This is a genomic window from Microtetraspora glauca (genome assembly GCF_040656155.1).
In the GTDB taxonomy this organism is placed as follows: Bacteria; Actinomycetota; Actinomycetes; order Streptosporangiales; family Streptosporangiaceae; genus Microtetraspora; species Microtetraspora glauca.
The window spans coordinates 116,756-139,413 of sequence record NZ_JBFALK010000011.1; the positions used below are offsets into that span (position 1 = coordinate 116,756).

General features: G+C 71.1%; 17 protein-coding genes, 1 tRNA gene and 1 CRISPR repeat array (1 of these 19 cut by a window edge). Of the genes, 10 read left to right on the forward strand and 8 right to left on the reverse strand.

Annotated features, from left to right (window positions below; genetic code table 11):
- Positions 1 to 2,027: direct repeats of the CRISPR family, unit length 30 nt; unit sequence GTTGCGACCCCTCGTAGGGGTGATGAGGAC (it extends 39 nt beyond the left edge of the window).
- 542 nt (positions 2,028 to 2,569) lie between these two features.
- Positions 2,570 to 2,643 (reverse strand) — tRNA-Pro (locus AB0I59_RS20820).
- 89 nt (positions 2,644 to 2,732) lie between these two features.
- Here AB0I59_RS20820 and AB0I59_RS20825 point away from each other — a divergent pair.
- From AB0I59_RS20825 to AB0I59_RS20850, 6 genes are all read left to right on the forward strand, one after another.
- On the forward strand, positions 2,733 to 3,158 hold the full coding sequence (locus tag AB0I59_RS20825) for a hypothetical protein (RefSeq protein WP_061258970.1): 426 nt from the start codon (positions 2,733 to 2,735) through the stop codon (positions 3,156 to 3,158).
- 226 nt (positions 3,159 to 3,384) lie between these two features.
- A complete protein-coding gene (locus AB0I59_RS20830; RefSeq protein ID WP_061258969.1) occupies positions 3,385 to 4,275 on the forward strand; it encodes a MurR/RpiR family transcriptional regulator in 891 nt (296 codons plus the stop codon).
- 103 nt (positions 4,276 to 4,378) lie between these two features.
- Positions 4,379 to 5,824, forward strand: a complete 1,446-nt coding sequence (locus AB0I59_RS20835) for an APC family permease (protein WP_358135024.1) — start codon at positions 4,379 to 4,381, stop codon at positions 5,822 to 5,824.
- A complete protein-coding gene (locus AB0I59_RS20840) occupies positions 5,821 to 7,110 on the forward strand; it encodes a glutamine synthetase family protein (RefSeq protein WP_061258967.1) in 1,290 nt (429 codons plus the stop codon). Before AB0I59_RS20835 ends, AB0I59_RS20840 begins: the two co-directional genes overlap by 4 nt.
- Complete coding sequence (locus AB0I59_RS20845; RefSeq protein WP_358135027.1) at positions 7,100 to 8,284, forward strand: amidohydrolase family protein; 1,185 nt, start codon at positions 7,100 to 7,102, stop codon at positions 8,282 to 8,284. Before AB0I59_RS20840 ends, AB0I59_RS20845 begins: the two co-directional genes overlap by 11 nt.
- On the forward strand, positions 8,275 to 9,435 hold the full coding sequence (locus AB0I59_RS20850; RefSeq protein ID WP_358135030.1) for a M20 metallopeptidase family protein: 1,161 nt from the start codon (positions 8,275 to 8,277) through the stop codon (positions 9,433 to 9,435). Before AB0I59_RS20845 ends, AB0I59_RS20850 begins: the two co-directional genes overlap by 10 nt.
- Before the next feature lie 188 nt (positions 9,436 to 9,623).
- Here the strand turns inward: AB0I59_RS20850 and AB0I59_RS20855 are convergent, their stop codons facing one another.
- The 6 genes from AB0I59_RS20855 to AB0I59_RS20880 all read right to left on the reverse strand — a co-directional run bounded on the left by AB0I59_RS20855 (position 9,624) and on the right by AB0I59_RS20880 (position 17,890).
- The gene (locus tag AB0I59_RS20855) at positions 9,624 to 11,027 is read right to left on the reverse strand and encodes a dihydrolipoyl dehydrogenase family protein (RefSeq protein ID WP_358135033.1); all 1,404 of its coding nucleotides are present in this window, start codon (positions 11,025 to 11,027) and stop codon (positions 9,624 to 9,626) included.
- Positions 11,028 to 11,158: 131 nt separating this feature from the next.
- Positions 11,159 to 12,124 (reverse strand): NAD(P)-dependent alcohol dehydrogenase, encoded by a 966-nt coding sequence (locus AB0I59_RS20860; RefSeq protein ID WP_358135036.1) that lies wholly within the window; start codon positions 12,122 to 12,124, stop codon positions 11,159 to 11,161.
- A gap of 78 nt (positions 12,125 to 12,202) precedes the next feature.
- The gene (locus AB0I59_RS20865; RefSeq protein WP_358135039.1) at positions 12,203 to 13,153 is read right to left on the reverse strand and encodes a permease prefix domain 1-containing protein; all 951 of its coding nucleotides are present in this window, start codon (positions 13,151 to 13,153) and stop codon (positions 12,203 to 12,205) included.
- Entirely contained in the window at positions 13,150 to 13,485 is a 336-nt protein-coding gene (locus tag AB0I59_RS20870; protein ID WP_061259002.1) for a PadR family transcriptional regulator, read from the reverse strand. Before AB0I59_RS20870 ends, AB0I59_RS20865 begins: the two co-directional genes overlap by 4 nt.
- 236 nt (positions 13,486 to 13,721) lie before the next feature.
- Entirely contained in the window at positions 13,722 to 17,321 is a 3,600-nt protein-coding gene (locus AB0I59_RS20875) for a WD40 repeat domain-containing serine/threonine protein kinase (protein WP_358135042.1), read from the reverse strand.
- Positions 17,322 to 17,467: 146 nt separating this feature from the next.
- Positions 17,468 to 17,890, reverse strand: coding sequence for a DoxX family protein (locus tag AB0I59_RS20880; RefSeq protein WP_061258961.1), 423 nt, complete (start codon positions 17,888 to 17,890; stop codon positions 17,468 to 17,470).
- Between the two features lie 76 nt (positions 17,891 to 17,966).
- On the opposite strand from AB0I59_RS20880, the gene AB0I59_RS20885 reads away from it, so the two are divergent.
- The gene (locus tag AB0I59_RS20885; RefSeq protein ID WP_061258960.1) at positions 17,967 to 18,440 is read left to right on the forward strand and encodes a MarR family winged helix-turn-helix transcriptional regulator; all 474 of its coding nucleotides are present in this window, start codon (positions 17,967 to 17,969) and stop codon (positions 18,438 to 18,440) included.
- Between the two features lie 79 nt (positions 18,441 to 18,519).
- On the opposite strand, the gene AB0I59_RS20890 is transcribed toward AB0I59_RS20885, so the two are convergent.
- Positions 18,520 to 19,707 carry an MFS transporter gene (locus AB0I59_RS20890; protein WP_358135045.1) on the reverse strand — a complete coding sequence of 396 codons (1,188 nt, stop codon included), beginning with the start codon at positions 19,705 to 19,707 and terminating at the stop codon, positions 18,520 to 18,522.
- 83 nt (positions 19,708 to 19,790) lie between these two features.
- Here AB0I59_RS20890 and AB0I59_RS20895 point away from each other — a divergent pair, with 83 nt between their 5' ends.
- The 3 genes from AB0I59_RS20895 (at position 19,791) to AB0I59_RS20905 (ending at position 22,638) form a co-directional block, all read left to right on the forward strand.
- The gene (locus tag AB0I59_RS20895) at positions 19,791 to 20,690 is read left to right on the forward strand and encodes a LysR family transcriptional regulator (protein ID WP_358135047.1); all 900 of its coding nucleotides are present in this window, start codon (positions 19,791 to 19,793) and stop codon (positions 20,688 to 20,690) included.
- Between the two features lie 267 nt (positions 20,691 to 20,957).
- Positions 20,958 to 21,728: a COG4705 family protein gene (locus tag AB0I59_RS20900; RefSeq protein ID WP_061258957.1), complete on the forward strand. Its 771-nt coding sequence runs from the start codon at positions 20,958 to 20,960 to the stop codon at positions 21,726 to 21,728.
- Positions 21,729 to 21,831: 103 nt separating this feature from the next.
- On the forward strand, positions 21,832 to 22,638 hold the full coding sequence (locus AB0I59_RS20905; protein WP_358135050.1) for a COG4705 family protein: 807 nt from the start codon (positions 21,832 to 21,834) through the stop codon (positions 22,636 to 22,638).
- The last annotated feature ends 20 nt before the right edge of the window (positions 22,639 to 22,658 follow it).

A 22,658-nucleotide genomic window follows, 5' to 3' on the forward strand; every position in this document is an offset into this window, starting at 1 on the left:
TTCGGCAGCGTGTGGAACACCGCCGTGTTGCGACCCCTCGTAGGGGCAATGAGGACCGGTGGGTACATCAGCGGGCCCGGGTCCGGGACGTCGTTGCGACCCCTCGTAGGGGCGATGAGGACGGCCACGTCGTCCTCCGCACCGTCGGCACGTCCGGGTTGCGACCCCTCGGAGGGGCGATGAGGACGGGACACCGAGCGTGGAAGAGATCCTGGCCCGCCTGTTGCGACCCCTCGTAGGGGTGATGAGGACGTCCGTCTCGCGCTCGTTCCACTCCGGCGCGCCCTTGTTGCGACCCCTCGTAGGGGTGATGAGGACGCCGGTGCCGCGTCCGGAGTGGACGCGTCCACCGTGTTGCGACCCCTCGTAGGGGTGATGAGGACCGGCACGATCACGGGCGGCACGGTCACGGGAAGCAGTTGCGACCCCTCGTAGGGGTGATGAGGACCTCTCTACCGTCCACAGCTCGACCAGGCGACGTCGTTGCGACCCCTCGTAGGGGTGATGAGGACAACCGTCCGGCACCACTCCGGGGCCGAACAGCAAGTTGCGACCCCTCGTAGGGGTGATGAGGACGTTAGTAAAGGGTCCTGACAAGGGGTCATGCCAGGTATTGTTGCGACCCCTCGTAGGGGTGATGAGGACCGCTGCCGTCCATGAGTAGGCCGCCCAGCTCATCGCGTTGCGATCCCTCGTAGGGGTGATGAGGACACCGGTGGAAGGGCGTGAGGGGCGGCGGGTCCACGTTGCGACCCCTCGTAGGGGTGATGAGGACCTCGACACCACCGTCCTGCACGAACTCGCACGCGGGTTGCGACCCCTCGTAGGGGTGATGAGGACTACGCAGGCAGATCAGCACAGGATCACTCGTTCCGGGGTTGCGACCCCTCGTAGGGGTGATGAGGACACTCCGGGACGCTCGCCACCGTCGCCGCTGCCGGAAGTTGCGACCCCTCGTAGGGGTGATGAGGACGGCCGACCAGAACCTGGACGGCACCGCGTACATCCGGTTGCGACCCCTCGTAGGGGTGATGAGGACTCAAGGTTGGGGTTATGGTCCTATACGCTGACCATAGTTGCGACCCCTCGTAGGGGTGATGAGGACATGGCCTTCTTGGCGGTGGAGCCCCAGTCCTTCAGGTTGCGACCCCTCGTAGGGGTGATGAGGACAACGGACATCTGGGATGACTGACCCTCACTACCTGCGTTGCGACCCCTCGTAGGGGTGATGAGGACCGGACCAGGTCGCGCGCGTCGTGCCCCGCCATCCCGAGTTGCGACCCCTCGTAGGGGTGATGAGGACGGGAGACCGGCCGCACCCCCATGCCGACCACACGCCAGTTGCGACCCCTCGTAGGGGTGATGAGGACTTCTCGAACACGGCGGCCAAGACCGCCAGGCAACCCCCGTTGCGACCCCTCGTAGGGGTGATGAGGACCAGTGTCGGGGTGCGCCCCGAAAACGTCCTCAGCCAGGTTGCGACCCCTCGTAGGGGTGATGAGGACATGGGAGAGGGGGCGCTGTGGTAACAACAATCACGTTGCGACCCCTCGTAGGGGTGATGAGGACTTGAGCGGCTCGTATACGCCACGCATCGCGTCACGTTGCGACCCCTCGTAGGGGTGATGAGGACTACTGCCTGTTCCCGTAGCGTGAGCCTGGGGTTGAAGTTGCGACCCCTCGTAGGGGTGATGAGGACCGCCGACACTGCCGGACTCACCGAGACAGCCGAAGTGTTGCGACCCCTCGTAGGGGTGATGAGGACCGGTGACGGTCTCGGAGTTGGCATCCGCCAGCTCTTGTTGCGACCCCTCGTAGGGGTGATGAGGACGAGCATGAACCGGAAGTTGCCGGACGCGTTCGCGCGTTGCGACCCCTCGTAGGGGTGATGAGGACCTGTATGCGGAGCGCCACCGTTTAGCGCGTGCATGTTGCGACCCCTCGTAGGGGTGATGAGGACTTCAAGGTCACCGCGACTGAGGAGCACTTCGCCGACGGTTGCGACCCCTCGTAAGGGTGATGAGGACCCCACGGGAAAGGCGCAGGTCAACAGCCTGTTATCCGGGCGGTCCGAGCGGTGTTTTGCAGTGAACCTCCGGTTGTGCAGAAAACCCGGGAGGTTCGCTGCAGCAGCCTTGATCATCTAGGTGGAACGTATCGCTTTGAAGGATATCGCCGCATGCGGAATCGCGGCGTTGCTTACCTGGCGCGGGTGGTCCTTGTAGTGGCTCGTCGTCCTGGCCGATAGGCCGCGTGGGCGCTCTTGCAGCGCCGGCAGCTTGTCTGTGGAGCACGCGCTGAGGATGCATGCCGATGCCGGCGCCAAAGGGCGGCTGGGCAGGGGAAGCCGCTCCTCCTGGCTCCCGCGGCCTGCCTAAACCTGGGACCTCGTTTGAACACAGCCGCACGAGCGGCGGAGCTGGCCGCGAACCCGCTGGTTAGGCCAGGCATGGACGGGCAGCGGTCAGGACGATCCGGCAGGCTCTGGTCCACGGTCAGATGGCGGTCAGAAAGCAGAAAAGCCTGATCACTTAGTAAGTGATCAGGCTTCCGACCTGCGTAAACGCGGTCGGGACGACAGGATTTGAACCTGCGACCCCTTGACCCCCAGTCAAGTGCGCTACCAAGCTGCGCTACGTCCCGTTGCCCGGCTGGCCGAGCGAGACCAACCTTAGCGCAGATTCCGGCCATGTGCGTACACGCGGATCCCTGGCGGACCTAAGCTGGCGATCATGGGAAGGAAACCGCTGGTCGATCATGAGGAGCTGGCCCGCCTGGCAGCCGAGGGCTGGTCGAATGCCGACCTCGCCGCACATTTCGGCGTGACCGAGTCCGGCATCCTCCAGGCGAAAAGGGCCGCCGGGCTCTCCAAGCGGATGACCGACCACAGCCGGGCTATCCCTTGGAAGCTGAACCGCGAGCACAACCAGTCCGGGCCCGCCACGAACCTGCGCAATCTGTCCGCTGTGGCGCAGGGCCGTACGATCCCGAAGGAGAAGCTCAACACGGCGCTCCGCTGGGCGAACCGCCTGGTCGAGAACGGTCTCGACATCGCCTACGACCCCGGGCGGGGGTTCCACGAGGTTCCCGCCGCAGCGGAATCCCACGTCGCCTCGGTTCTCGCGGACGCGCTGGCCGCGCTCGAGCCGCCCGGTTGACGCGATCGAGCCTCGGTCCGGCACGAACGGATGATCCTGCTGATCTACAACGTAAAGGCGCTGCCATCGCGAGCGCGGGGCACGCTCGCCGTCGCTCATGGAAGCCGCCCAGGAAGCCGCCCAGGAAGCCGCCCAGGAAGCCGCGCCGACCGCCGGCCGCCCGGCTCGGCCGTACGGCAGGCCAGAATGAACCGAGAAAGGCCGATACGGCGGAGAGGTGGCACCCATGACCGGTGACAGCGGAACGGTCCGGGAGGACGGCGTCGCAGAGGATCTGCTCTCGGTCGCCGAGCGGGTACGGCGCAGCCTGGAGGGCTCGTCGGCCGGAGAGCGGCTGGTCGCCCGTGTGCTGCTCGCCAACTACCCGGCGGCCGGGCTGGAGACCGCGTCCCGGCTGGCGGAGCGCGCGGGGGTCAGCGCGCCGACCGTGGTGAGGTTCACCGCACGGCTGGGGTTCCAGGGGTACCGGGCGTTCCAGCAGTCGCTGCGGGACGAGCTCGAGGCGCGGCGTGCCTCCCCGCTGACGCTGTCGCAGCAGATCGGCGATGCCGGGAACTCGCTACGCGTGTCGGCGGGCGCGGCCTTCCGGCAGCGGCTGGACGAGACGTTCGCCGCGCTCGCCGACTCCGAACTCGACGCGGTGCTCGGTCTGCTGGCCGATCCCGGGCGCCGGGTGGCGCTGATCGGCGGGCGCTATTCCCACATCCTCGCCGAATACCTCGACCTGCACCTGAGGCTGCTGCGGCCGGGCACCCGCGTGCTCGATCCGCGGCCGGAGAGCCTGGCGGCGTTCTGTGTGGACATCGGGCGGCGTGACGTGGTCGTGGTCTTCGACTACCGGCGCTACCAGCGGGACATCGTCGATTTCGCGCGCCGGGCGCACGACAGGGGAGCGAAGATCATACTTTTCACCGATCCGTGGCTCTCTCCGGCCGCGGATGTGGCCGACATCGTGATCCCCGCACGGGTGGAGGCGCCGAGCCCGTTCGACAGCCTGGTGCCCGCGCTCGCGCTGGTCGAGACGGTGGTCGCGGGCGTCATGGCCCGGCTCGGTGAGGCCGGTGAGGAACGGTTGCGTCAATGTGACGACATCGTCGGAGACGTCACCGTCGGCTGACGGAGTGGATGCAACGACTGTTTCATAGAGCCTTGTTTTCGTTCTTGCTGAAAGATATCTTTCAGCAAGCCGTAGTCGCGGCTGCCCACCCCCAGGAGCTGCAATGACCGAAGAACTGCGTCCCCCGCGCAAACTCCGCCTGTGGGAGGCTCTGGCCCTGTCCGTCGGGCTGATGGGTCCCACGCTCGCCATGGCCCTGAACGGGGCGGGCGTCGCCGCCACCGTCGGCAAGGCCGTCCCTCTCGTCTTCCTGCTCGGCTTGATCGGCGTCGCCTTCGTGGCTTACGGCTTCGTTCGCCTGACCAGGCACTTCAACCATGCCGGATCGGTGTACGCGCTGGCCGGTGTGAGCCTGGGCCCGCGCGCCGGGTTCTTCGGCGGTTTCGCGCTCCTGGGGACGTACCTGTTCTTCGCGGTCTGCACGCTCGCCGCGACGGCGGTGTTCACGGAGGCGTTCGCAGGGGCGCTCGGCCTTTCGTGGAACGTTCCCTGGTTCCTGGTCGCCCTGGCGGCCGGGCTCGGCGTGTGGGCGGTGAACTCGCGCGAGTCCCGGGTGACCGCGCGCACGCTGCTGATCGTCGAGGGTGTCGGCATCGTCAGCATGCTGCTGCTCAGCCTGATCATCGTGCTGCGCAACGGCACGGGTAACGCGCCCGGCCACCAGACACTCGACCTGTCGGTGTTCGGCTTCGGCGGCACGACGATGAGCGCCGTGGTCACCGCCACGGTGTTCGCCTTCCTGTCCTGGGCGGGCTTCGAGGCGTGCGCGTCGCTGGGGGAGGAGACGGACGATCCCCGGCGCAACATCCCCCGCGCGCTCGCCGGAAGCGTGCTCCTCACCGGTGGTCTGTACATCTTCGTGATGTTCGCCCAGACCATCGGCTTCGGCACCGACGCCCAGGGCGTGGCCGCCTTCTCCGGCGCGGAGTCGTCCCTGTCGGCGCTGGCGCAGACCTACATCGGCACCTGGTTCTCCCTGGTCATCGCCTTCACCGCGATGGCGTCGGCGTTCGCCGCCTCCATCAGCTCGATCGCGGCGGCCAGCCGTCTCATGTTCGCCCTCGCCCGTGACGGCTTCGGTCCGTCCGCCCTGGCCCGCACCGACCGGCGGACCGGCGCGCCCACCGTGGCCCTGGTGGTCGCGCTGGCCGCCGCGCTGCTCGGAGACGGCCTCCTCGACGTGACCGGGGTGTCGGCGTTCGACTCCTACTACTGGTTCGCCACCCTCGGCGTGCTCTGCCTGCTGGTCGCGTACGCCGTCGCGGGCGCCGGGGTCAGCGCCTTCATCCTCTCCGGGCGCGGGAGGATCCCCAAGTACGAGGTCGTGGTCCCCATCCTGGCGATCGGCTATCTGTGCTTCGTCTTCTACAACCAGTCGGCGGGGCAGGACAGCCCGTACAACTACTTCCCCTGGATCGCCGCCGCCTGGTGCCTGGCCGGGCTGGCGATCGTGCTGGTCGCGCCGGGCCTCGCCCGCCGCATCGGTGAGCGGCTCACCGCCGAGCTGACCACCGCCGTCGAGACGGAGGCCGCGGTGGTGCGGGCATGACCTCTCCTGTGACCGGAACCGTCTTCGTCGCCACCTGCGACCTCGCCGCCCAGATGCGCGGCCGTGCCGTACCCGCATCGAGGGAGGACGCGGTTCTGCGGTCGGGGACCGGCTGGGTGCCCGCCGACCTCGCGCTGACCTGCTTCGGGCCGATCGCCGACAACGTGTTCGGCTCGACCGGCGACCTGCGCCTGATTCCCGACCCCGCCACCCGGCTCGACGTGCCCGCCTCCGGCGGCGTGCCCGGCACCCGGATCTACCTCGCCGGGCAGGCGCAGCCGGACGGCACTCCGTGGGAGTGCTGCCCGCGGTCCTTCCTCGCGTCGGCGCTCGACGAGCTGCGCACCGAGCTGGGCCTGACGGCGGTCGCCTCGTTCGAGCACGAGTTCACGCTCGCCGGCGCGCCGGCCGCACCGCCGTTCTCGTTCGAGCGGTTCCGTGCCGCCGAGCCGTTCGGTTCCGAGTTGGTGGCGCTGCTCGACCAGGCCGGGTTCGCCCCCGAGAGCTGGCTCCCCGAGTACGGCGACGCCCAGCACGAGATCACCCTCAGCCCCGCCGAGGGCATGGCCGCCGCCGACCGCGCCGTGCTGCTCCGCGAGATCGTCCGCGACCTCGCCAGGCGGAACGGCCTGCGTGCCTGCTTCGCGCCGATTCTCCACCCGGAGGGCAGCGGGAACGGCGTGCACGTCCACCTCTCGTTCCTGGACGCCGACGGGAACCCCGCGTTGTACGACCCGTCCCGGCCGGGGCAGCTGTCGGAGCTGGGCACCCGGTTCGCCGCCGGGATCCTGCGTCATGCCGCGGCCGTGACCGCCGTGACCGCGGCCAGCCCGGTGTCGTTCCTGCGCCTGACGCCCCACCGGTGGAGCGCGGGCGGGGTCTTCCTCGCCGAGCGCAACCGCGAGGCGCTGCTGCGCATCTGCCCGGGGTCGGGGCCGGACGCGGGCCACCAGCTCAACCTGGAGTTCCGGGCCGCGGACGCGACGGCGAACCCCTGGCTCGCGCTCGGCACGCTGCTCAAGGCCGGGCTCGAAGGCGTCCGCCGCGGCTATCCCGAGCCCGTCGTCTGGTCCGAGTCCGTGACCGAGGCGGAGCTGTCGGCGATGCCGTCCCTGCCCAAGGGGCAGGCCGAGGCGCTGGACGCCTTGGAGTCCGACCAGGTCGTACGCGGCTTCTTCGCCCCCGACCTGCTGTCCACCTACCTTTCGGTGAAGCGGGCGGAGCTGCGCTCGCTCGACGGTCTGGACGAGACGGAGCGCTGCGAGAGGATCGCCGATGTCTACTGATCCGGCTCCTTCCACCGCCCCGCCCGGGGACGGCCTGGCCGGGGCGATCGACGATCTGCCGCTGGTCGACCACCACGTGCACGGCGCGCTCGCCGGAGACCTGGATCGCCGGGAGTTCGAAGAGCTGATCACGGAGTCGGACCGGCCGATCCCGTCGTGGATGACGCAGTTCGACTCCCAGGTGGGCTTCGCGATCCTGCGCCACTGCGCGCCGGTGCTCGGGCTCGCCCCGCACGCCGACCCGGCGGCCTACCTCGCCCGCCGCGCCGAGCTCGGCGCGGCCGAGGTCAACCGTCGCCTGCTGGGGGCGAGCGGCATCGGGCACTTCCTGATCGAGACGGGCTACCGCGGCGACGAGATCCTCGATCCGGCGGGGATGGCGCGGGTGAGCGGCCGTCCCGCCGAGGAGGTCGTCCGGCTGGAGGCCGTGGCCGAGCAGGTGGTCGCGGCCGGGACGGACGCGGCCGGGTTCGCCGACCGCTTCGCCGCCGCCCTGTGGGAGCGGAGCCGTACGGCACGCGGCCTGAAGACGATCGTCGCCTACCGTCACGGGCTCGATTTCGATCCGCGGCCGCCCGCGCCCGCCGAGGTCACGGAGGCGGCCGGACGCTGGCTGCGCGCCGTCGAGAGCACCGGCCGGATCCGCGTCGACGACCCCGTGCTGCTGCGCCACCTGATCTGGACCGGCGTCGATCGCGGCCTGCCCCTCCAGTTTCACATCGGATACGGCGATCCGGACGTGGACCTGCACCGCGGCGACCCGCTGCTGCTGAGGGGGCTGATCGAGCTCGCGGAGCCCAGCGGTGTGCCGCTGCTCCTGCTGCACTGCTATCCCTTCCACCGCCATGCCGGATACCTCGCGCAGGTCTACCCCAACGTCTACTTCGACGTGGGGCTCGGCGTGAACTACACCGGCGCGCGCTCGGCGGCCGTCGTGGCCGAGAGCCTTGAGCTGGCCCCGTTCGCCAAGATCCTGTTCTCCTCCGATGCCTGGGGTCCGGCCGAGTTGCACCATCTCGGGGCGCTGCTGTGGCGCCGGGCGATGACCCGTGTCCTCGGCGGCTTCGTCGCCGACGGCGAGTGGAGCGAGGCCCGGGCCGTACGCGTGGCCACCATGATCGGGGTGGAGAACGCCCGCCGGATCTACCGCCTCGGAGACGCGACGTGTCCGTGACCCAGACCACGCACGACCGGCTCAGGGCGGCCCTCCACGAGGAACTGCCCGCCGCCTGCGAGCTGCGCCGCGTCCTGCACGCCGAACCGCAGGTGTCGGGTTCCGAGGAGCCGACGCGCAAGCGGATGCTCGACGCGCTGCCCGCGGGTCCCGTCGAGTTGGTCGCCGGTGCGGGGGCGCTGGTGCGCGTGGGCGGTGACGGCCCCGCCGTCGGCGTCCGCGGCGAACTGGACGCGCTGCCGATCGTCGAGGAGACCGGCGTGCCCTGGGCGGCGGACAACGGCGCGATGCACGCATGCGGTCACGACGTGCACCTCGCCGCGCTGGTCGCGCTGGCCAGGGCGGTCGACCGGGTGCGGCCGCCGACGCCGATGGTCGCCGTGCTGCAGCCGCGTGAGGAGACCTATCCGTCGGGCGCGCTGGACATCGTCGAGTCCGGCGCCCTCAGCCGCCACCAGGTCATGGCCATGATCGGGGCACACGTCCAGCCGGTGCTCGCGGCGGGAGAGGTGGCCTGTACCCCCGGCGCGGTCAACGCGTCCTCCGACGAGTTCACGGTCACCGTCCGGGGCCGGGGCGGGCACGCGGCCTACCCCCACCTGACCCGTGACCCTGTTCCGGTGCTCGCGCAGATCATCCTGGCCGCCCAGCAGCTCGTCAGCCGGGACGCCGACCCCATGGTCCCCACCGTGGTGACCTTCGGGACGCTGTCGGCGGGGACCGCTCCCAACGCCACGCCGAGCCAGGCCGCGGCCCGGGGAACCCTGCGGACGATGTCGGAGGAGTGGCGCCGAAGGCTGCACGAGCGGCTCCGTCAGCTCGCCGACGGCATCGCCCTCGCCCACGGCTGCGAGGCGACGGTGGAGATCGTTCACGGCGAGCCTGTCCTCGTCAACGACACCGCTCTCGCCGAGGACACCTCCCGGCTGCTCGCCGTCTCCGGCCGGGCCGTACCGGCCGTGCTGCGCTCGTGCGGGGCCGACGACTTCGCCTATTTCGGGGCGGCCGTGCCGTCCCTGATGCTCTTCGTCGGCACCGACACCGCCACAGGGCTGCACACCCCGACGTTCCTGCCCGGCGACGAGACCGTGACCGCCGTCGCGGAGAGCCTGCTCGCGGGCTACCTCGCCGCCGCCCGGATCGAGAGGTGACTGCCTGCCAGCGAAGAACCGCCTCTCCGCGAAGAAGCGCCTCTCCGCGAGGGGCCGTCTCCGCGGCCCTCTCCGCGCGAGGGGCCGTTTCCACGCGAAGGGCTGCCCCGCACGCGGGACCGGCTCTCCGGCGAGGCGCAGGCGCCCGGAGCGGGCGCCCGCCGGAAGCCGCATCCCCGGGCACATGGTCACAGGCCGTACTCCTCCAGCAGGCGCAGCCAGATCTCGCTGACGGTGGGGAAGGCGGGGACGGCGTGCCAGAGCGTGTCGAGGGGGACCTCCGCGGTGACGGCGACGGTGGCGGCGTGGAGCAGTTCCGCCACGGCCGGTCCGGCGAAGGTCACGCCCAGCAGGACACGGCGGCGTTCGTCGATCACGGCCTTGGCACGTCCGGTGTAGCCGTCGCCCCGCAGGTACGCGCCCGAGACGCGGCCCAGGTCGTATTCGACGGTGCGGACGTCGAAGCCGTCGGCGCGGGCGGCGTGCTCGGTGCGGCCGACCGCGCACACCTGTGGGTCGGTGAACACCACCTGGGGCGCCCCGCGACCGTCGGAGGTGTCGCGGAGGGCGGGCAGATCGTCAGGGCGGCCCTTCGCGCGGGCGACGACGACGTCCCCGCAGACGCGTGCCTGGTACTTCCCCATATGGGTGAGGAGGTTGCGGCCGTTGAGATCGCCGACGGCGTACAGCCAGTCGACGCCGGGGACGCGCATGCTGTCGTCCACCCGGACGGGGCCGCCGTCGGCCAGTCCGACCGCCTCCAATCCCAGGTCGTCGACGGCGGGGCGGCGCCCGGTGGCCACCAGCAGCTCGTCGGCCTCGATCGCGGACCCGTCGGCCAGGTGGACGACGACCGGGTCCGCGTCCCGCTCGACCCGGGTCACCTCGGCGCCCAGCCGTACGTCGATGCCCGCGGCGCGCATCGAGTCGGCGAGCAGGTCGCCCGCGAAGGGTTCCATCCGGCCGAGCAGCCCGGAGCCGCGCACGAGCAGCGTCGTCTCGCGCGCGCCGAGGGCGTGCAGCGCCTGTCCCATCTCGCAGGCCACCACCCCGCCGCCCAGTACGGCCAGGCGGGCGGGCACCCGCCGTACCGTGGTGGCGTCCCGGCTCAGCCAGGGCCGCGCCTCGGCCAGGCCCGGGACGGGCGGAAGGACGGGGACGCTGCCGGTGGCCAGCACCACGGCGTGCCGGGCGCGCAATCGCGTGACGGTGCCGTCCAGCGCGGTCACGTCGACCAGGCGGGGCCCGGCGAGGCGTCCCCGGCCACGAAGCAGCGTCGCGGGCAGCTTCTCGATCCAGTCGACCTGGCCGCCGTCGTTCAGCCCTGAGACCGCCTCGTCCCGCCGGGCCAGCACCGCCGCGGGGTCCACCGGGCCCAGCTCCAGTCCGGGCACCCGCCGCACCTCGGCGGCCAGTTCCATCGGCCGCAGCAGCGCCTTGCTGGGGATGCAGGCGTAATAGGAGCACTCGCCTCCCGCCAGGTGCTCCTCCACGACCGCGCACGACAGGCCGCCGCGGACCACCCGACCGGCCACGTTCTCCCCGGCCGGCCCGGCGCCGATCACGATCACATCCACGTCTGTGCTCTGCATTGCCGTCCAGCCCCTGTCCGTATCGCCGCTTCTGTCCTCCCGACCGTACGGCCGGAGGCGCCTCGGGGCATGCACTTCCCTACGACGGGGCGTGGCTCCTTCGCCGCCGGGTGCGGATCGTGAGCCGGGGTTCACACCGTGAGCACGATCTTGCCGCGGGCGTGCTCCGCGTCGAGGAATCGGATGGCGTCGGCGGTCTCGCTCAGGGGATAGGTCCGTTCGATCACCGGGGTGAGCGCGCCCGCGGCGACCAGCCCGGCGAGGTGGGTCAGGTCTTCGGCGCTGCGCTTGACGGCCAGGACGCGGAGCCGCCGGCTCAGGAACGGCGAGGTCGTGACGACGGCGATCAGCCGCGGCAGCGGGCCGAGAACCGCACCGCCGGTGCCGCTCGATGAGACGTAGACGCCCTTCGGCGCGAGCACCCGGCGGAACTCCGAGAGCCGGTGGTTGCCCGCGAGGTCGATGATGACGTCGAATCGGTCCGCGCCCCGGGTGACGTTCTCGCGGGTGTAGTCGATCACACGGTCGGCGCCGATCGAGCGCACCAGATCCGCGTTGCGGGTGCTGCAGACGCCGGTCACCTTCGCGCCGAGCGTCTTCGCGAGCTGCACGGTGAAGGTGCCCACCCCGCCGGAGGCCCCGTTGACGAGTACCGTCATGCCGGGCTCGACCGCGCCGAGCCGCAGCGCCTGCAGCGCGGTCGTCGCCGCCACCGGCAGGGTGGCCGCCTGGGCGTACGTCACCCCCGCCGGCTTCGTGGCCAGGTGGGCGTGCGGCGCCGCCGCGTACTCGGCGAAACCCCGCTGGCTCATCTCGCCGAACACCTCGTCGCCGACCTGGAAGCGTGTCACCTTCGTCCCGACCGCTTCCACCTTCCCGGCGATGTCGCGCCCCAGGACGGTCGCCTTCGGACGCCGGAGCCCGAACGCGAGGCGCAGGACGGCGGGGGAGCCGTGCATGGCGGCGCGGTCGCCGTGGTTGATCGACGCGGCGCGGACCCGCACGAGCACCTCGTCGTCGCCGACGGCGGGCTTCTCGGCGTCGGTGTACCGCAGGACGTCGGCCGAGCCGTATCTCTCGTACACGATCGCTTTCATGGTCGCTCCTTGTGGGGACGGTTTCCGGGCAGGGGGCATCGCCCGGCGTGGTTCTTCCGGGTGGGGACTCGCGGCCGCTCAGCGGCGACGGGCTCGGCGGATCCCCTCGGCGACGGCGTGGACGAGCGTGCCGATGGAGATCGCGACGAGCCCCGCGTTGATCCACCGCGGGAGGGCCGAGGGCCAGCCGGCCGCCTCGGCGAAGGCCGGGTTGAGCACCCGGTCGTTCGCGGCGAGCCAGATCAACGTGATCGCGCAGGCGACGCCGACGAGCGATCCGGCCAGGGCGAGGGGAACGTTCCAGCGCGCGTAGTACTTCGCGAAGGAGAAGCCGAGGTCCGCGACCACGAGGGCGATGAAGAGGTGGACGACGCCCGTCTCCCACAACCAGGGCGAGAGTACGCCGATGGGGTCGCCGGCCGCGTCGGTCTCGGTGCTCACCACCGGTGAGAGGAGCACGAAGGTCGTGATGAGGACCAGCAGCACGGTCTCGGTGACCAGCTCGCCGTACCGGGCGCGGCGGCTGGGCGGCTCGGGCAGCGCGTCGGGGGTCCAGGACCGCGCCGGTGCCCGGCGCAGTGCCGGAACCCGTTCGATGACCACGAAGAGGAGCGTCGTCCAGAAGGCGATGTGGACGCCCGCCGTGAACGCCGCGCCGAGGGTGTCGCCGATGACGTGGAGGGCGGTGCCGCCCTGGAGGGTCCGTACGAGCCCGACGGCCGCGGCGACGGCGGGGACGATCGTCGCGAGCAGGGTGGTCACCAGTCGCGTGTAGTCGAGGTAGAGCGCGGGACCGACGAGCTGGAGCGGGCGGTCCGCGTAGCCGGCGGCCAGCCGTGCCGGGTCGCCGAGTTCGGTGAGCACCGCGAGCTCCGCGTCGGCGGGATCGCTTCCGGCGTCGAGGCGGTCGTCGACGGCGTCCGCGATCGAGGCGCGGAGCTCCTTCTCGATGTCGGGACGTTGCCGTTCGGGTAGACGGCGCAGGGTCGCGTCGACGTAGCGGTCGATGAGAGCGCTGGTGGTGGTCATGACCCGCCTTTCAGGGTGCGGAACGCGGTGTCGAGCTCGCTCCAGTCACGGCTCAGGACGTCGGCGAGCGCGAGGCCCTTCTCGCTCGTGCGGTAGAACTTGCGCGGCCGTGACTCTTCGGTGTTCCAGTCGGCGGCCAGGAGCCCCTGCTTCTCCAGGCGGCGCAGGAGCGGGTAGAGGGTGTTGGCGTCGACGGCGAAGCCGCGCCGTCCGAGCAGGTCGAGCAGGGCATATCCGTAGTTCGGCTGTTCCAGGATGAGCAGGCAGGCGAGCACGACGGTCCCCCGCCGGAGTTCCTGCAGGTGCGTCGAGAGCAGCTCCTCATCCAGCATGTACGACACGATATTGTGTGGCACACACTATTGCAACAGGCGTCGAGAGGCAGCCGACATCGCTCTCCCCTGCGGCGCCGGGGGCGTCCCGCCGCGCGGCGTCGCCGCGAGCTCCAGCCGGGCACCGCGACCGGCCCGGCGCACACGAAGCGCGGCACGGGACAGCGCCCGCGGCCGGATCCGAGGCGAGCCGGTGAGGGTGCCCCGTCAGCGGATGGCCGGATCCGAGGCCCCCGTCAGCAGACGACCGTGTAGGGCACCTCGCTCCCCACGTGTTCGCGCCACTCGGCGGGAGTCAGCGGCCGGCCCACCCGCCGGCACACGTCCGCTACGGCACGCTCCGGGTCGAGGGGAAGCTCCTGGAAGGTGCCGTCGTGCCCGATCACGCGCAACAGGGCGCCGTCGGGCGTGAAGGCCAGCGCCGGCGAGCCGTCCCGCACCTGGGGCGTGGTGACGGTCAGTGGGCTTCCGAGCTGCTGCCCGGCGGCGACGTCGAACAACGTGACCCTGGTGTCGTGAGTGACCGCCAGGAACCGGCCGTCGGGGGAGAACCTCGCGTCCAGCACCTCCCCTGACAACCTGAGCACCTGCCCGGTCGGCCTCCAGGTGCGCGTGTCCCACAGCGTCACCGCACTACGCCCGTACGGCGAGGCCGCGAGCGTGCCCTTGGGGGCCAGCGTCATCCACCCCTTGGCGAGGGTTCCCGGCCCCTTCGAGCGCGGCAGCACCTCCTTCGTGACGAGATCGATCACGTCGACGCCGCCCTGGTCTCCGGTGACCAGGGTCCTGCTGTCGGAGCTGAAGGACAGCGGCCCTCCCGCGACGGAGCGGAACCGCATGACCTGCTCGCGCCGGGCGAGGTCCACGATCTGGACCTCGCCCTGGCCGTAGTAGTCGTTGGGCAGGGTGCTGCTGACGGCGAGGAGCCGGCCGTCCGGGCTTGTCTCCACGGCGACCTTCTCCGCGCTCTCCGACTCCAGCGGGACGTCACGCAGCTTGCGCCGGGTGGCGACGTCCCACAGCGTCACTCCCCGGGTGCCGTCGTTGAATCTGACGGTCGCCAGCGTCCGCCCGTCGGGGGTGACGGCGACGCCCACCTCCTCGTACTCCTCGCCGGTGCCTGCCTTGATCCCCAGGTCCGTCTCGGTGAAGCCGGGCAGCGACCAGGAGCGCACGACGCCGCCGGACACCGCGAACACCGTGTCCGCTGTCGTGGTGAACCGCTTGCCGACGGTGTCGGCGGCCAGGACGCGCGGCTGTGTGTTCCGGCTGATGTCGTACGTCGTGACCTGGCCGGAATCGTCCAGGAGGGTCAGCGTGCGGTTGTCGGAGCCGATCCTCGGCGGCCCGGTGATCGTGAAGGTGACGGGCAGCTCGACGAGCTGGGCGCCGTCGCTCAGCCGCCACAGCAGGACGGAGGTCCCGCCGTTGCGGGAGCCCAGGGTGATCATGAACCTGCCGTCCGCGCTGAAGACCACCTCCTGCGCCGCGCCGGGGAACTCACGCGTGTCCCATCTGCCGGAGGACAGGTCCCACAACCTCGTCCTCTCGTCCTCGCCCACGGCGGCGAACGCGCCGTCGGGGGTGAAGGCGAGGATCGCGCCCTTCGGATCCCGTGGGAGCCGCTTGCTCTCGACCGGTCCGCCGTCCGGGAAGGACCGCAGCCGGGTGGTCGCCGTCCCGGTGTCGGGGTCGGCGGCGTTGACGGAACCGAAGCGGTCGCCGGGACCGAGCGTGGCCTCCCACACCTCCGAGACCTGTCGCCGCTCGTCCGGGATCTCCAGCCGTCGCCTCGCCACGTTCCACAGCGCGCGGTAGGGACCGCCGAGGTTCTCCTGCACCGTGATGTAGCCGCCGCCGGGACTGAACCGCATGTCGGCGGGGTCGCCGCCGTTCGCCCCGTAGCTCTTCGGGGTGGACCGACCGTCGCCGAGCGGCCTGCCCGTTCGCAGGCTCCACAGGTGGATGCCGTCCTTGCCGAGCGCCAGCGTGTCACCGTCCGGGCCGAGCGCGGCGCTGAAGGGGCCCTCGCCGATCCCGGTGAACGTCCTGATCGTCTTTCCCGTGAGGACGTCGTACGCGGTCACCTTCCCGGCGCCCGCGCTCACCAGCGTCCTGCCGTCGACGCTCAGCGCCCGCCCCTCGTTGGCCGGCACCGGATCCTTGAAGACCTGCCGCTCCTGCTGGGCGAGCGAGCTGTAGACCGCCGCGCTCGCCTCGGGGACGTGCGCGACGCGGTATGCCGCCACGCTCAGCAGCATGGCCTTCGCCGGATCGCTCGCGCGCAGCGCGTCGGCCTGCAGCGCCACCTGCCTGGCGACGGTCCGCGCACGCTGCTCGGCCAGCCGCCGGTCGCTCTCGTCGCTCTTCCGGGACTGCTGCCAGGCGAGGGTGCCGGCCGTGAGCGAGGCGACGAGCAGGACCGCCACGGCGGTGGTCACGAGGGTCCGCCACCTCCTCTGCCGTACGGACCTCGCGCTGCTCGCCCGCAGGAACTCCGTCTCGGTGAGGTTCAGGGTCAGGCGCGCGGACGCGGACCAGGCCAGGGCGTCGCGCAGCGCGGTGCCGCGCAGGAGGTCCTCGGCCAGCCGTCCGTTCACCGCCCAGCGACGCGCGGCCTCGCCCAGCCGGCGATGACGGTCGATCGCGTCCCGGTCGCTGCTGATCCACTCGTGCAGCCGGGGCCACGCGCGCAGCAGCGCGCCGTTGCACACGGTCACGGTGCCCGCGTCGCGGCGGATCAGCGCGGCGTTCTCCAGGGTGTCGAGCACCCGCTCGGCGGTGGTCGGGTCGGGCTGCCCCTCGACCAGTTCACCGAGGGTGGCGTTGCGCGGGACCTCCTCGCCCTCGCGCACATCCACCAGCCGCAGCACCATCTGGCGGAGCGTCTCGCGTTCGGTCGGCGGCAGCGCGGCGTAGACCCGCTCGGCGACCGCCCCGAGCGGGGGTTCGGCCGCCATCTCCTCCGGAGGCCGTACGGCGACCGCCGCCTGGGCGCCGTCGGCCAGCAGCCTGCCGCCCGCCGGGAGGGTGCCACCGCCGAGCAGGCTCAGCAGCAGCCGCTGCGCGGAGGGGCGTGCGGCGGGGTCCTTGGACAGCGCGGCACGGACGAGCTCGCGCAGCCCCGGCGGCAGTATGCCGAGGTCGGGGTCGTGGCCGAGCAGCCGGTTGATCACCGCGAACGTCGACGGAGCGGTGAAGGCGTCACGGCCCGTGGCGGCGAAGAAGACCACCGCGCCCCACGCGAAGACGTCGGCGGCCGGTTCCGCCTGCCCGCCGGAGAACAGCTCGGGCGCCATGTACATGGGCGTGCCGACGAGTTCCTCCGACGAGGTCACCGACAGGCCGGCGGCTCGGGCGATGCCGAAGTCGATCACCCGTGGCCCGTCGGAGCCGAGCAGCACGTTCTCGGGCTTCAGGTCGCGGTGCACCACCCCCGCCTGGTGGATGGCGGCCAGCGCGGTGGCCGTGCCGACGGCCAGCCGGTGCAGCGCGTCGCCGGTGAACGCCGTCCCCTCGATCACCGCCCTGCGCATGCTCGGTCCGGCGACGAACTCGCTGACGATGTACGGACGTTCGCCTTCGAGGTCGTGGCCGAGAACGCGTGCCGTGCAGAACGACGCCACCCGCTCGGCCGCGGTCACCTCCTTGACGAACCGCCGCCGCAAGGCGGAGTCTCCGGCGAGGTAGGCGTGCAGGACCTTGATCGCGACCCGATTGGCGGCCTCGTCGTAGGCCTCGTAGACGACTCCCTGACCACCGGATCCGAGCTTGCTCGCGAGCCAGTAGTCCCCCAGCCGCACCGGATCCCCCGGGCGCAGTCCTTCGATCTTCACACCCGTTAGATGGCGCGTGGACCCGTCAGGTTGCCCACCGATTTCGGAACATGCCCGGACGAGCGTGGGGCTGGGCGGACAGGCACGTCATCCCGCGCGCGGCGAGGGGACGCCGGTGCCCGATCTCCGCCGGAGGCACGGTGGCGTCAGAGAGCCGCGGGGGTGCGCCGCCGCTGCCAGAGGGCGTCGAGGGCGAGCGAGCCGCCGCCGCTGAAGCCGATCGCCACGGCGGCCACGGCGAGGGCCAGCACGAACTCGTAGCCCCCCTTGTCCGCCGTGAACCCGTTGGCGCCGTGCACGAACACGATCGCGCCGACCATGTCCAGTGCGAGCAGCGTTCCGGCGAGCGGCAGGGCCGCGCCGAGGATGAGGGCGAGCCCGCCGGCGACCTCCAGCACGGCGACCGCCGGGCCCGCCAGCCCGGGAAGCGGCACTCCGATCTGCTCGAAGAACGCCGTGGTGCCGGACAGCCCCATGGTCGTGAACTTCTGCCAGCCGTGGACGAGGAAGACGACCCCGATGCCGACCCGGCCGATCAGCAGGGCCAGGGGGCGAATCCGTTCGAGCATCGACCTACTCCTTTGGTTCGAATTTGAACCACCATAGCCAATAGTTCGGATTCGAACAAACCCCTAGACTGGGGGAGTGAAGGAAACCCCCTGGCTCGACGAGAGGGAGCTGGACGCCTGGCTCGCCTATCTCACCGCCTCACACCTGCTGGAACGGCGCATCGAAGAGCAACTGAAGGCCGACTCGGGCCTCACCCACGACCAGTACGAGATCCTCGTCCGGCTCTCGTCCGCTCCCGGCCGGGCGATGCGGATGACCGAACTGGCCCGAATGGTGGTCGTCTCCAAGAGCGGGCTCACCTACCAGGTCGGCGGGCTCGAGAAGAAGGGCCTGGTCGAGCGGACCTCCTGCCCCTCGGACGATCGGGGCGTCATGGCGGTGCTCACCGACGAGGGTACGCGCTGCCTGGAGAGGACGGCACCCGGACACCTGGCCGTCGTACGCGCCTACCTGATCGACCATTGCGACCCCGACGAGCTGACGACGATGACGCGGATCATGCGAAAGGCCGCGACGGCGATGGGTGCCTTCCCGCCCACATCGGCGTAGCCCGTGTCCGGCGCGATCGGGGCCCGGCCGCGTACGGTCTCCGGGGCGCCTCCGCTCCGCGTCTGACCGCGCGACGCGCTCAGGCGTTCCGGGCGACGTCGAGACGCCGGGCGAGGATCACCAGGAGGCCGGCGGCGAGGGCCAGGGCCGCCGAGACGGCGATCACGCCGGACCATCCCTCCACCTGCCACTGGTGGGCGGCGAACGCGCCGAACGCCGAACTCCCGGCGTAGTAGGCGAGCAGGTACAGGCCCGCGGCCTGTCCGACGCCGACCCCGACCCGCTGCGCCCGGTCCGACACCCAGCCGCTGACCAGGGAGTGGGTGCCGAGAAAGGCGAAGGTCAGCACGCCGAGACCGGTCACGATCACGGGAAGCCTGGGCGACGCGGTGAGCAGGGTCCCCGCGAGCAGGACGACGACGCCGAGCAGGGCGGCCCGTCCCCGCCCCCGCCGCATGGCCAGGCGCCCGGCGGCGTGCGGCGCCGGGATCCCCACCGGGTAGGCCAGGAACACCAGCGCCCCCGCCCCGCCCAGCAGGTACGGCGCGGCCTCCAGGCGGAAGGTCAGGGCGTTGCACAGTCCCACGAACGCCCCCATGGTGGCCGCGCCGACCAGGCACAGCGCCATGATGGCGGGATCCCGCAAGGTGAGGCCGGTGTTGCGCAGCAGGTCCCGCGGCCGTGGGCTGGCCGGCTCGAATCGCCGTGACGGCGGCAGCAGGATCCACAACCCGACCGCGCACGCCAGGGCGAGCCCACCCACGGCGGCGTTGGCGCCCGGCCACCCCCACAATGCCTGGAACGGTCCAGGGAGCAGGCGGCCGGCCGCCCCGCCGAGGGCCGTACCCGTGATGTAGGTCGCGTTCGCGCGCAGGTGCGCGTCCGGAGGCGCCTCCTCGCGCACGTACGCCAGGGCCACCGCGGGCAACCCCGCCAGCGCCATGCCCTGCAGTCCCCGTATGACCAGCAGGCTGTGCCAGGTGGGGGCGAACGCGGCGGCGATGCCGAGCAGCGCCGAGGCGGTCAGCGAGACCCGCATGATCATCACCCGGCCGACGGCGTCCGAGATCGGGCCGACGAACAGCAGCGCGATCGCCAGCGTGATCGTGGCCACCGACAGCGCCGCCGTCGACTGCGACGCCGACACGTCGAAGCGCTCGGCGATGGCGGGCAGCAGCGGCTGGACGTAGTAGAGCGCCAGGAAGTTCGCCAGGCCGCCGAGCATCAGGCCGCACCTGATCCGCCGGCTCGATCCGAGGGTCGACATCACCCTGCGATCCTGCCGGTACGCCGCTGATGCTCAAAATTCACAATTTGACGGCACTGATGCGTATTGCGCATCATCGCTGGATGGATGTTCAGGCACTGCGCTGGTTCCTGTCGTTGTGTGACACGGAGAACATGCGCGACACGGCGGCGATGGAGGGCGTCAACCAGTCCACGCTGTCACGCGCGCTCGCCCGCCTGGAGAGCGAGCTCGGCGTCGAACTGTTCCACCGGCACGGGCGCAGGCTCACCGTCAACCGGTTCGGCGAACTGTTCCTGGAGCACGCCGCCCGCGCCGTCGCGGAGCTGGACGCCGCGCGCCGCCGCGTCGACGCCCTGGCCAACCCCGACACCGGCCTGATCAGGCTCGGGTTCCTGCACTCGGTGGGGCGCTGGCTGGTCCCCGGGATCCTCCGTGACTACCGGGCCGGAACCCCCGGCATCCGGTTCGAGCTGCACCAGGGCTTCGCCAGGGAGCTGTTCGCCTGGCTGCAGCAGGGCGACATCGACGCGGCCCTGGTCACCCCGCCTCCGGCCGGAGACGGCGCGCGCTGGCACGCTCTGCACGAACAGCGGTTGTGCATCGCCCTGCCCGCCGGGCATCCGCTCGCCGTCGTTCCCGGGCTCGCGCTCAGGGACGTGCGCGACGAGCCGTTCATCGCCTTCGCCCCCACCACCGACCTGCGCCGGGTCATCGACAGGCTCTGCCACCAGGCCGGGTTCGAACCGATCATCGCGTTCGAGAGCGAGGAGATCGCCACGATGCGCGGCCTCATCGGCGCCGGCCTCGGTGTGGGCGTCCTGCCCCGGCCCGCCGTACTGGAGCACGACGACCCCGTCTACCGTCCCCTGATCCCCGCGCAGCACCGCCCCATCGGCCTGGCCTGGAGCCCGTCGCCGCCCGCCACGTCCGCCGCCGCCAGGTTCGTCGAGTACGTCACGCAGCCCCGTCCGGCCCCGGACGGCGCGGTTCTGAGCGGCTAGGCGGCGGGTGCACTGCGACGGCCTGGTGCGCGGCGCGCCGGGACGGAGCTGACGGGGAGTACGCGCACGTCACGCCCGTCCTGACGCCGATGACGTGTGCGCCGCTCAGGTTGATTTCAGCCCGGCCGACCTACGCTCCTGGCGGCGGATCCGTGCGAGGGGCCGGGCCCGCCGAAGCGCTTCCGGTCGTCTCCATGGTGGGCACGCGGCATTCGCCCTGACATCCGCGTGATGTCTGCGTGCGCGCCTCGGACAGGGATGGGGAAAATGACGAAGCTTCCGCAGGTCACCCTGGCTTTCTGGATCATGAAGATCGCGGCCACGACACTGGGGGAAACGGGTGGTGACCTTCTCGCTCAGACGCTGAACGTCGGCTATGCCGTCAGCTCGATGATCCTGGTCGGGCTATTCCTCGTCAGTCTCGTCACGCAGCTGAGGGCGAAGAGGTTTCATCCGGTGCTCTACTGGACGGTCATCCTCTCGACGAGCACGGCCGGGACGACCATGTCGGACTTCATGAACCGCACGGCCGGGCTCGGTTACGCCAGGGGCGCTCTGCTCCTCATCACGGCGCTCGCCACCGTGTTCCTCATCTGGAGGTTCAGCGGCCATTCCTTCCACGTCGAACGCATCAGCACGTTCGGGGGCGAGTTGCTGTACTGGACGGCGATCCTGTTCTCCAACACGCTGGGCACGTCCCTCGGAGACTTCCTGGCCGACGACTCCGGCCTCGGCTACTCCGGAGGAGCGTTCCTGATCGCGGGCCTGCTGGTGCTGATCCTCATCGCCAGGTACCTCACCCCGGTCTCGGTCACACTGCTGTTCTGGACGGCGTTCGTGCTGACCCGCCCGCTCGGTGCGACCGTGGGCGACTTCTTCAGCAAGCCCACCGCCAAGGGCGGCCTCGGCTATGGCACCATCGGCTCCTCACTGGTGCTCATGGCCGTCCTGGCCGCGCTGATCGTCTACACGATGTGGCGGCAGCGCGGGCGGACGGCACCGCCCGACGCGGAGCGAACGGCGAGCGCGATCGTCTGACGCCGTCTCCGCGAAGGTCCGTGGGGTGGGCCGGCGCCCGGGCCGGCCCCACGGAACACGCGATCAGGTCGCGTTCAGGTGGCCGCTGCCAGGCTGGGGCGCCATGACCACCTCATACGAAAGGCCCCGGCACCACTCCGTGGGCCACCGGACGCTCAACAAGGTTCCCGAGGTCACCCTCTACTTCTGGATCATCAAGATCCTCTGCACCACCGTGGGGGAGACCGCGGCGGACTTCCTGAACGAGAACCTGGGGCTGGGCCTGACCTACACGTCCGCCGTCATGGCCGCGCTGCTCGTCCTCGCCCTGGTCTTCCAGTTCTCGGCGAAGAGGTACGTGCCGGGCGTCTACTGGCTCGCGGTCGTCCTGATCAGCGTCGTCGGCACGCTGGTGAGCGACAACCTGACGGACAATCTCGGCGTGGCCCTGGAGGCGACCACTCTCGTCTTCGGCGCTCTGCTGGCCGCCACCTTCGTGGCCTGGTACGCGTGTGAGAGGACCCTCTCCATCCACACCATCTCCACGCTCCGGCGGGAGGCCTTCTACTGGCTGGCCATCCTGTTCACCTTCGCGCTCGGCACAGCCGCGGGCGACCTCGTGGCAGAGCGGCTGGACGTGGGCTACGCGGTCAGCGCGATCCTCTTCGGCGGGCTGATCGCGATCGTGACCGCCACCCATCTCCGGCTCAGGCTGGGCGCCGTCCCGGCATTCTGGATCGCGTACGTGCTGACCCGCCCCTTCGGGGCCTCCATCGGTGACTACCTGTCGCAGTCTCAGGACGACGGCGGTCTCGGCCTGGGCACGGTGACGACCAGCGGCCTCTTCCTCGCCACGATCCTGTGCCTGGTCGTCTACCTGAGCATCACCCGGAAGGACGAATCCGTACGGCAGCCGGCAGGAGGGTCCTGACTCCGCAGCGGCCGGACGCG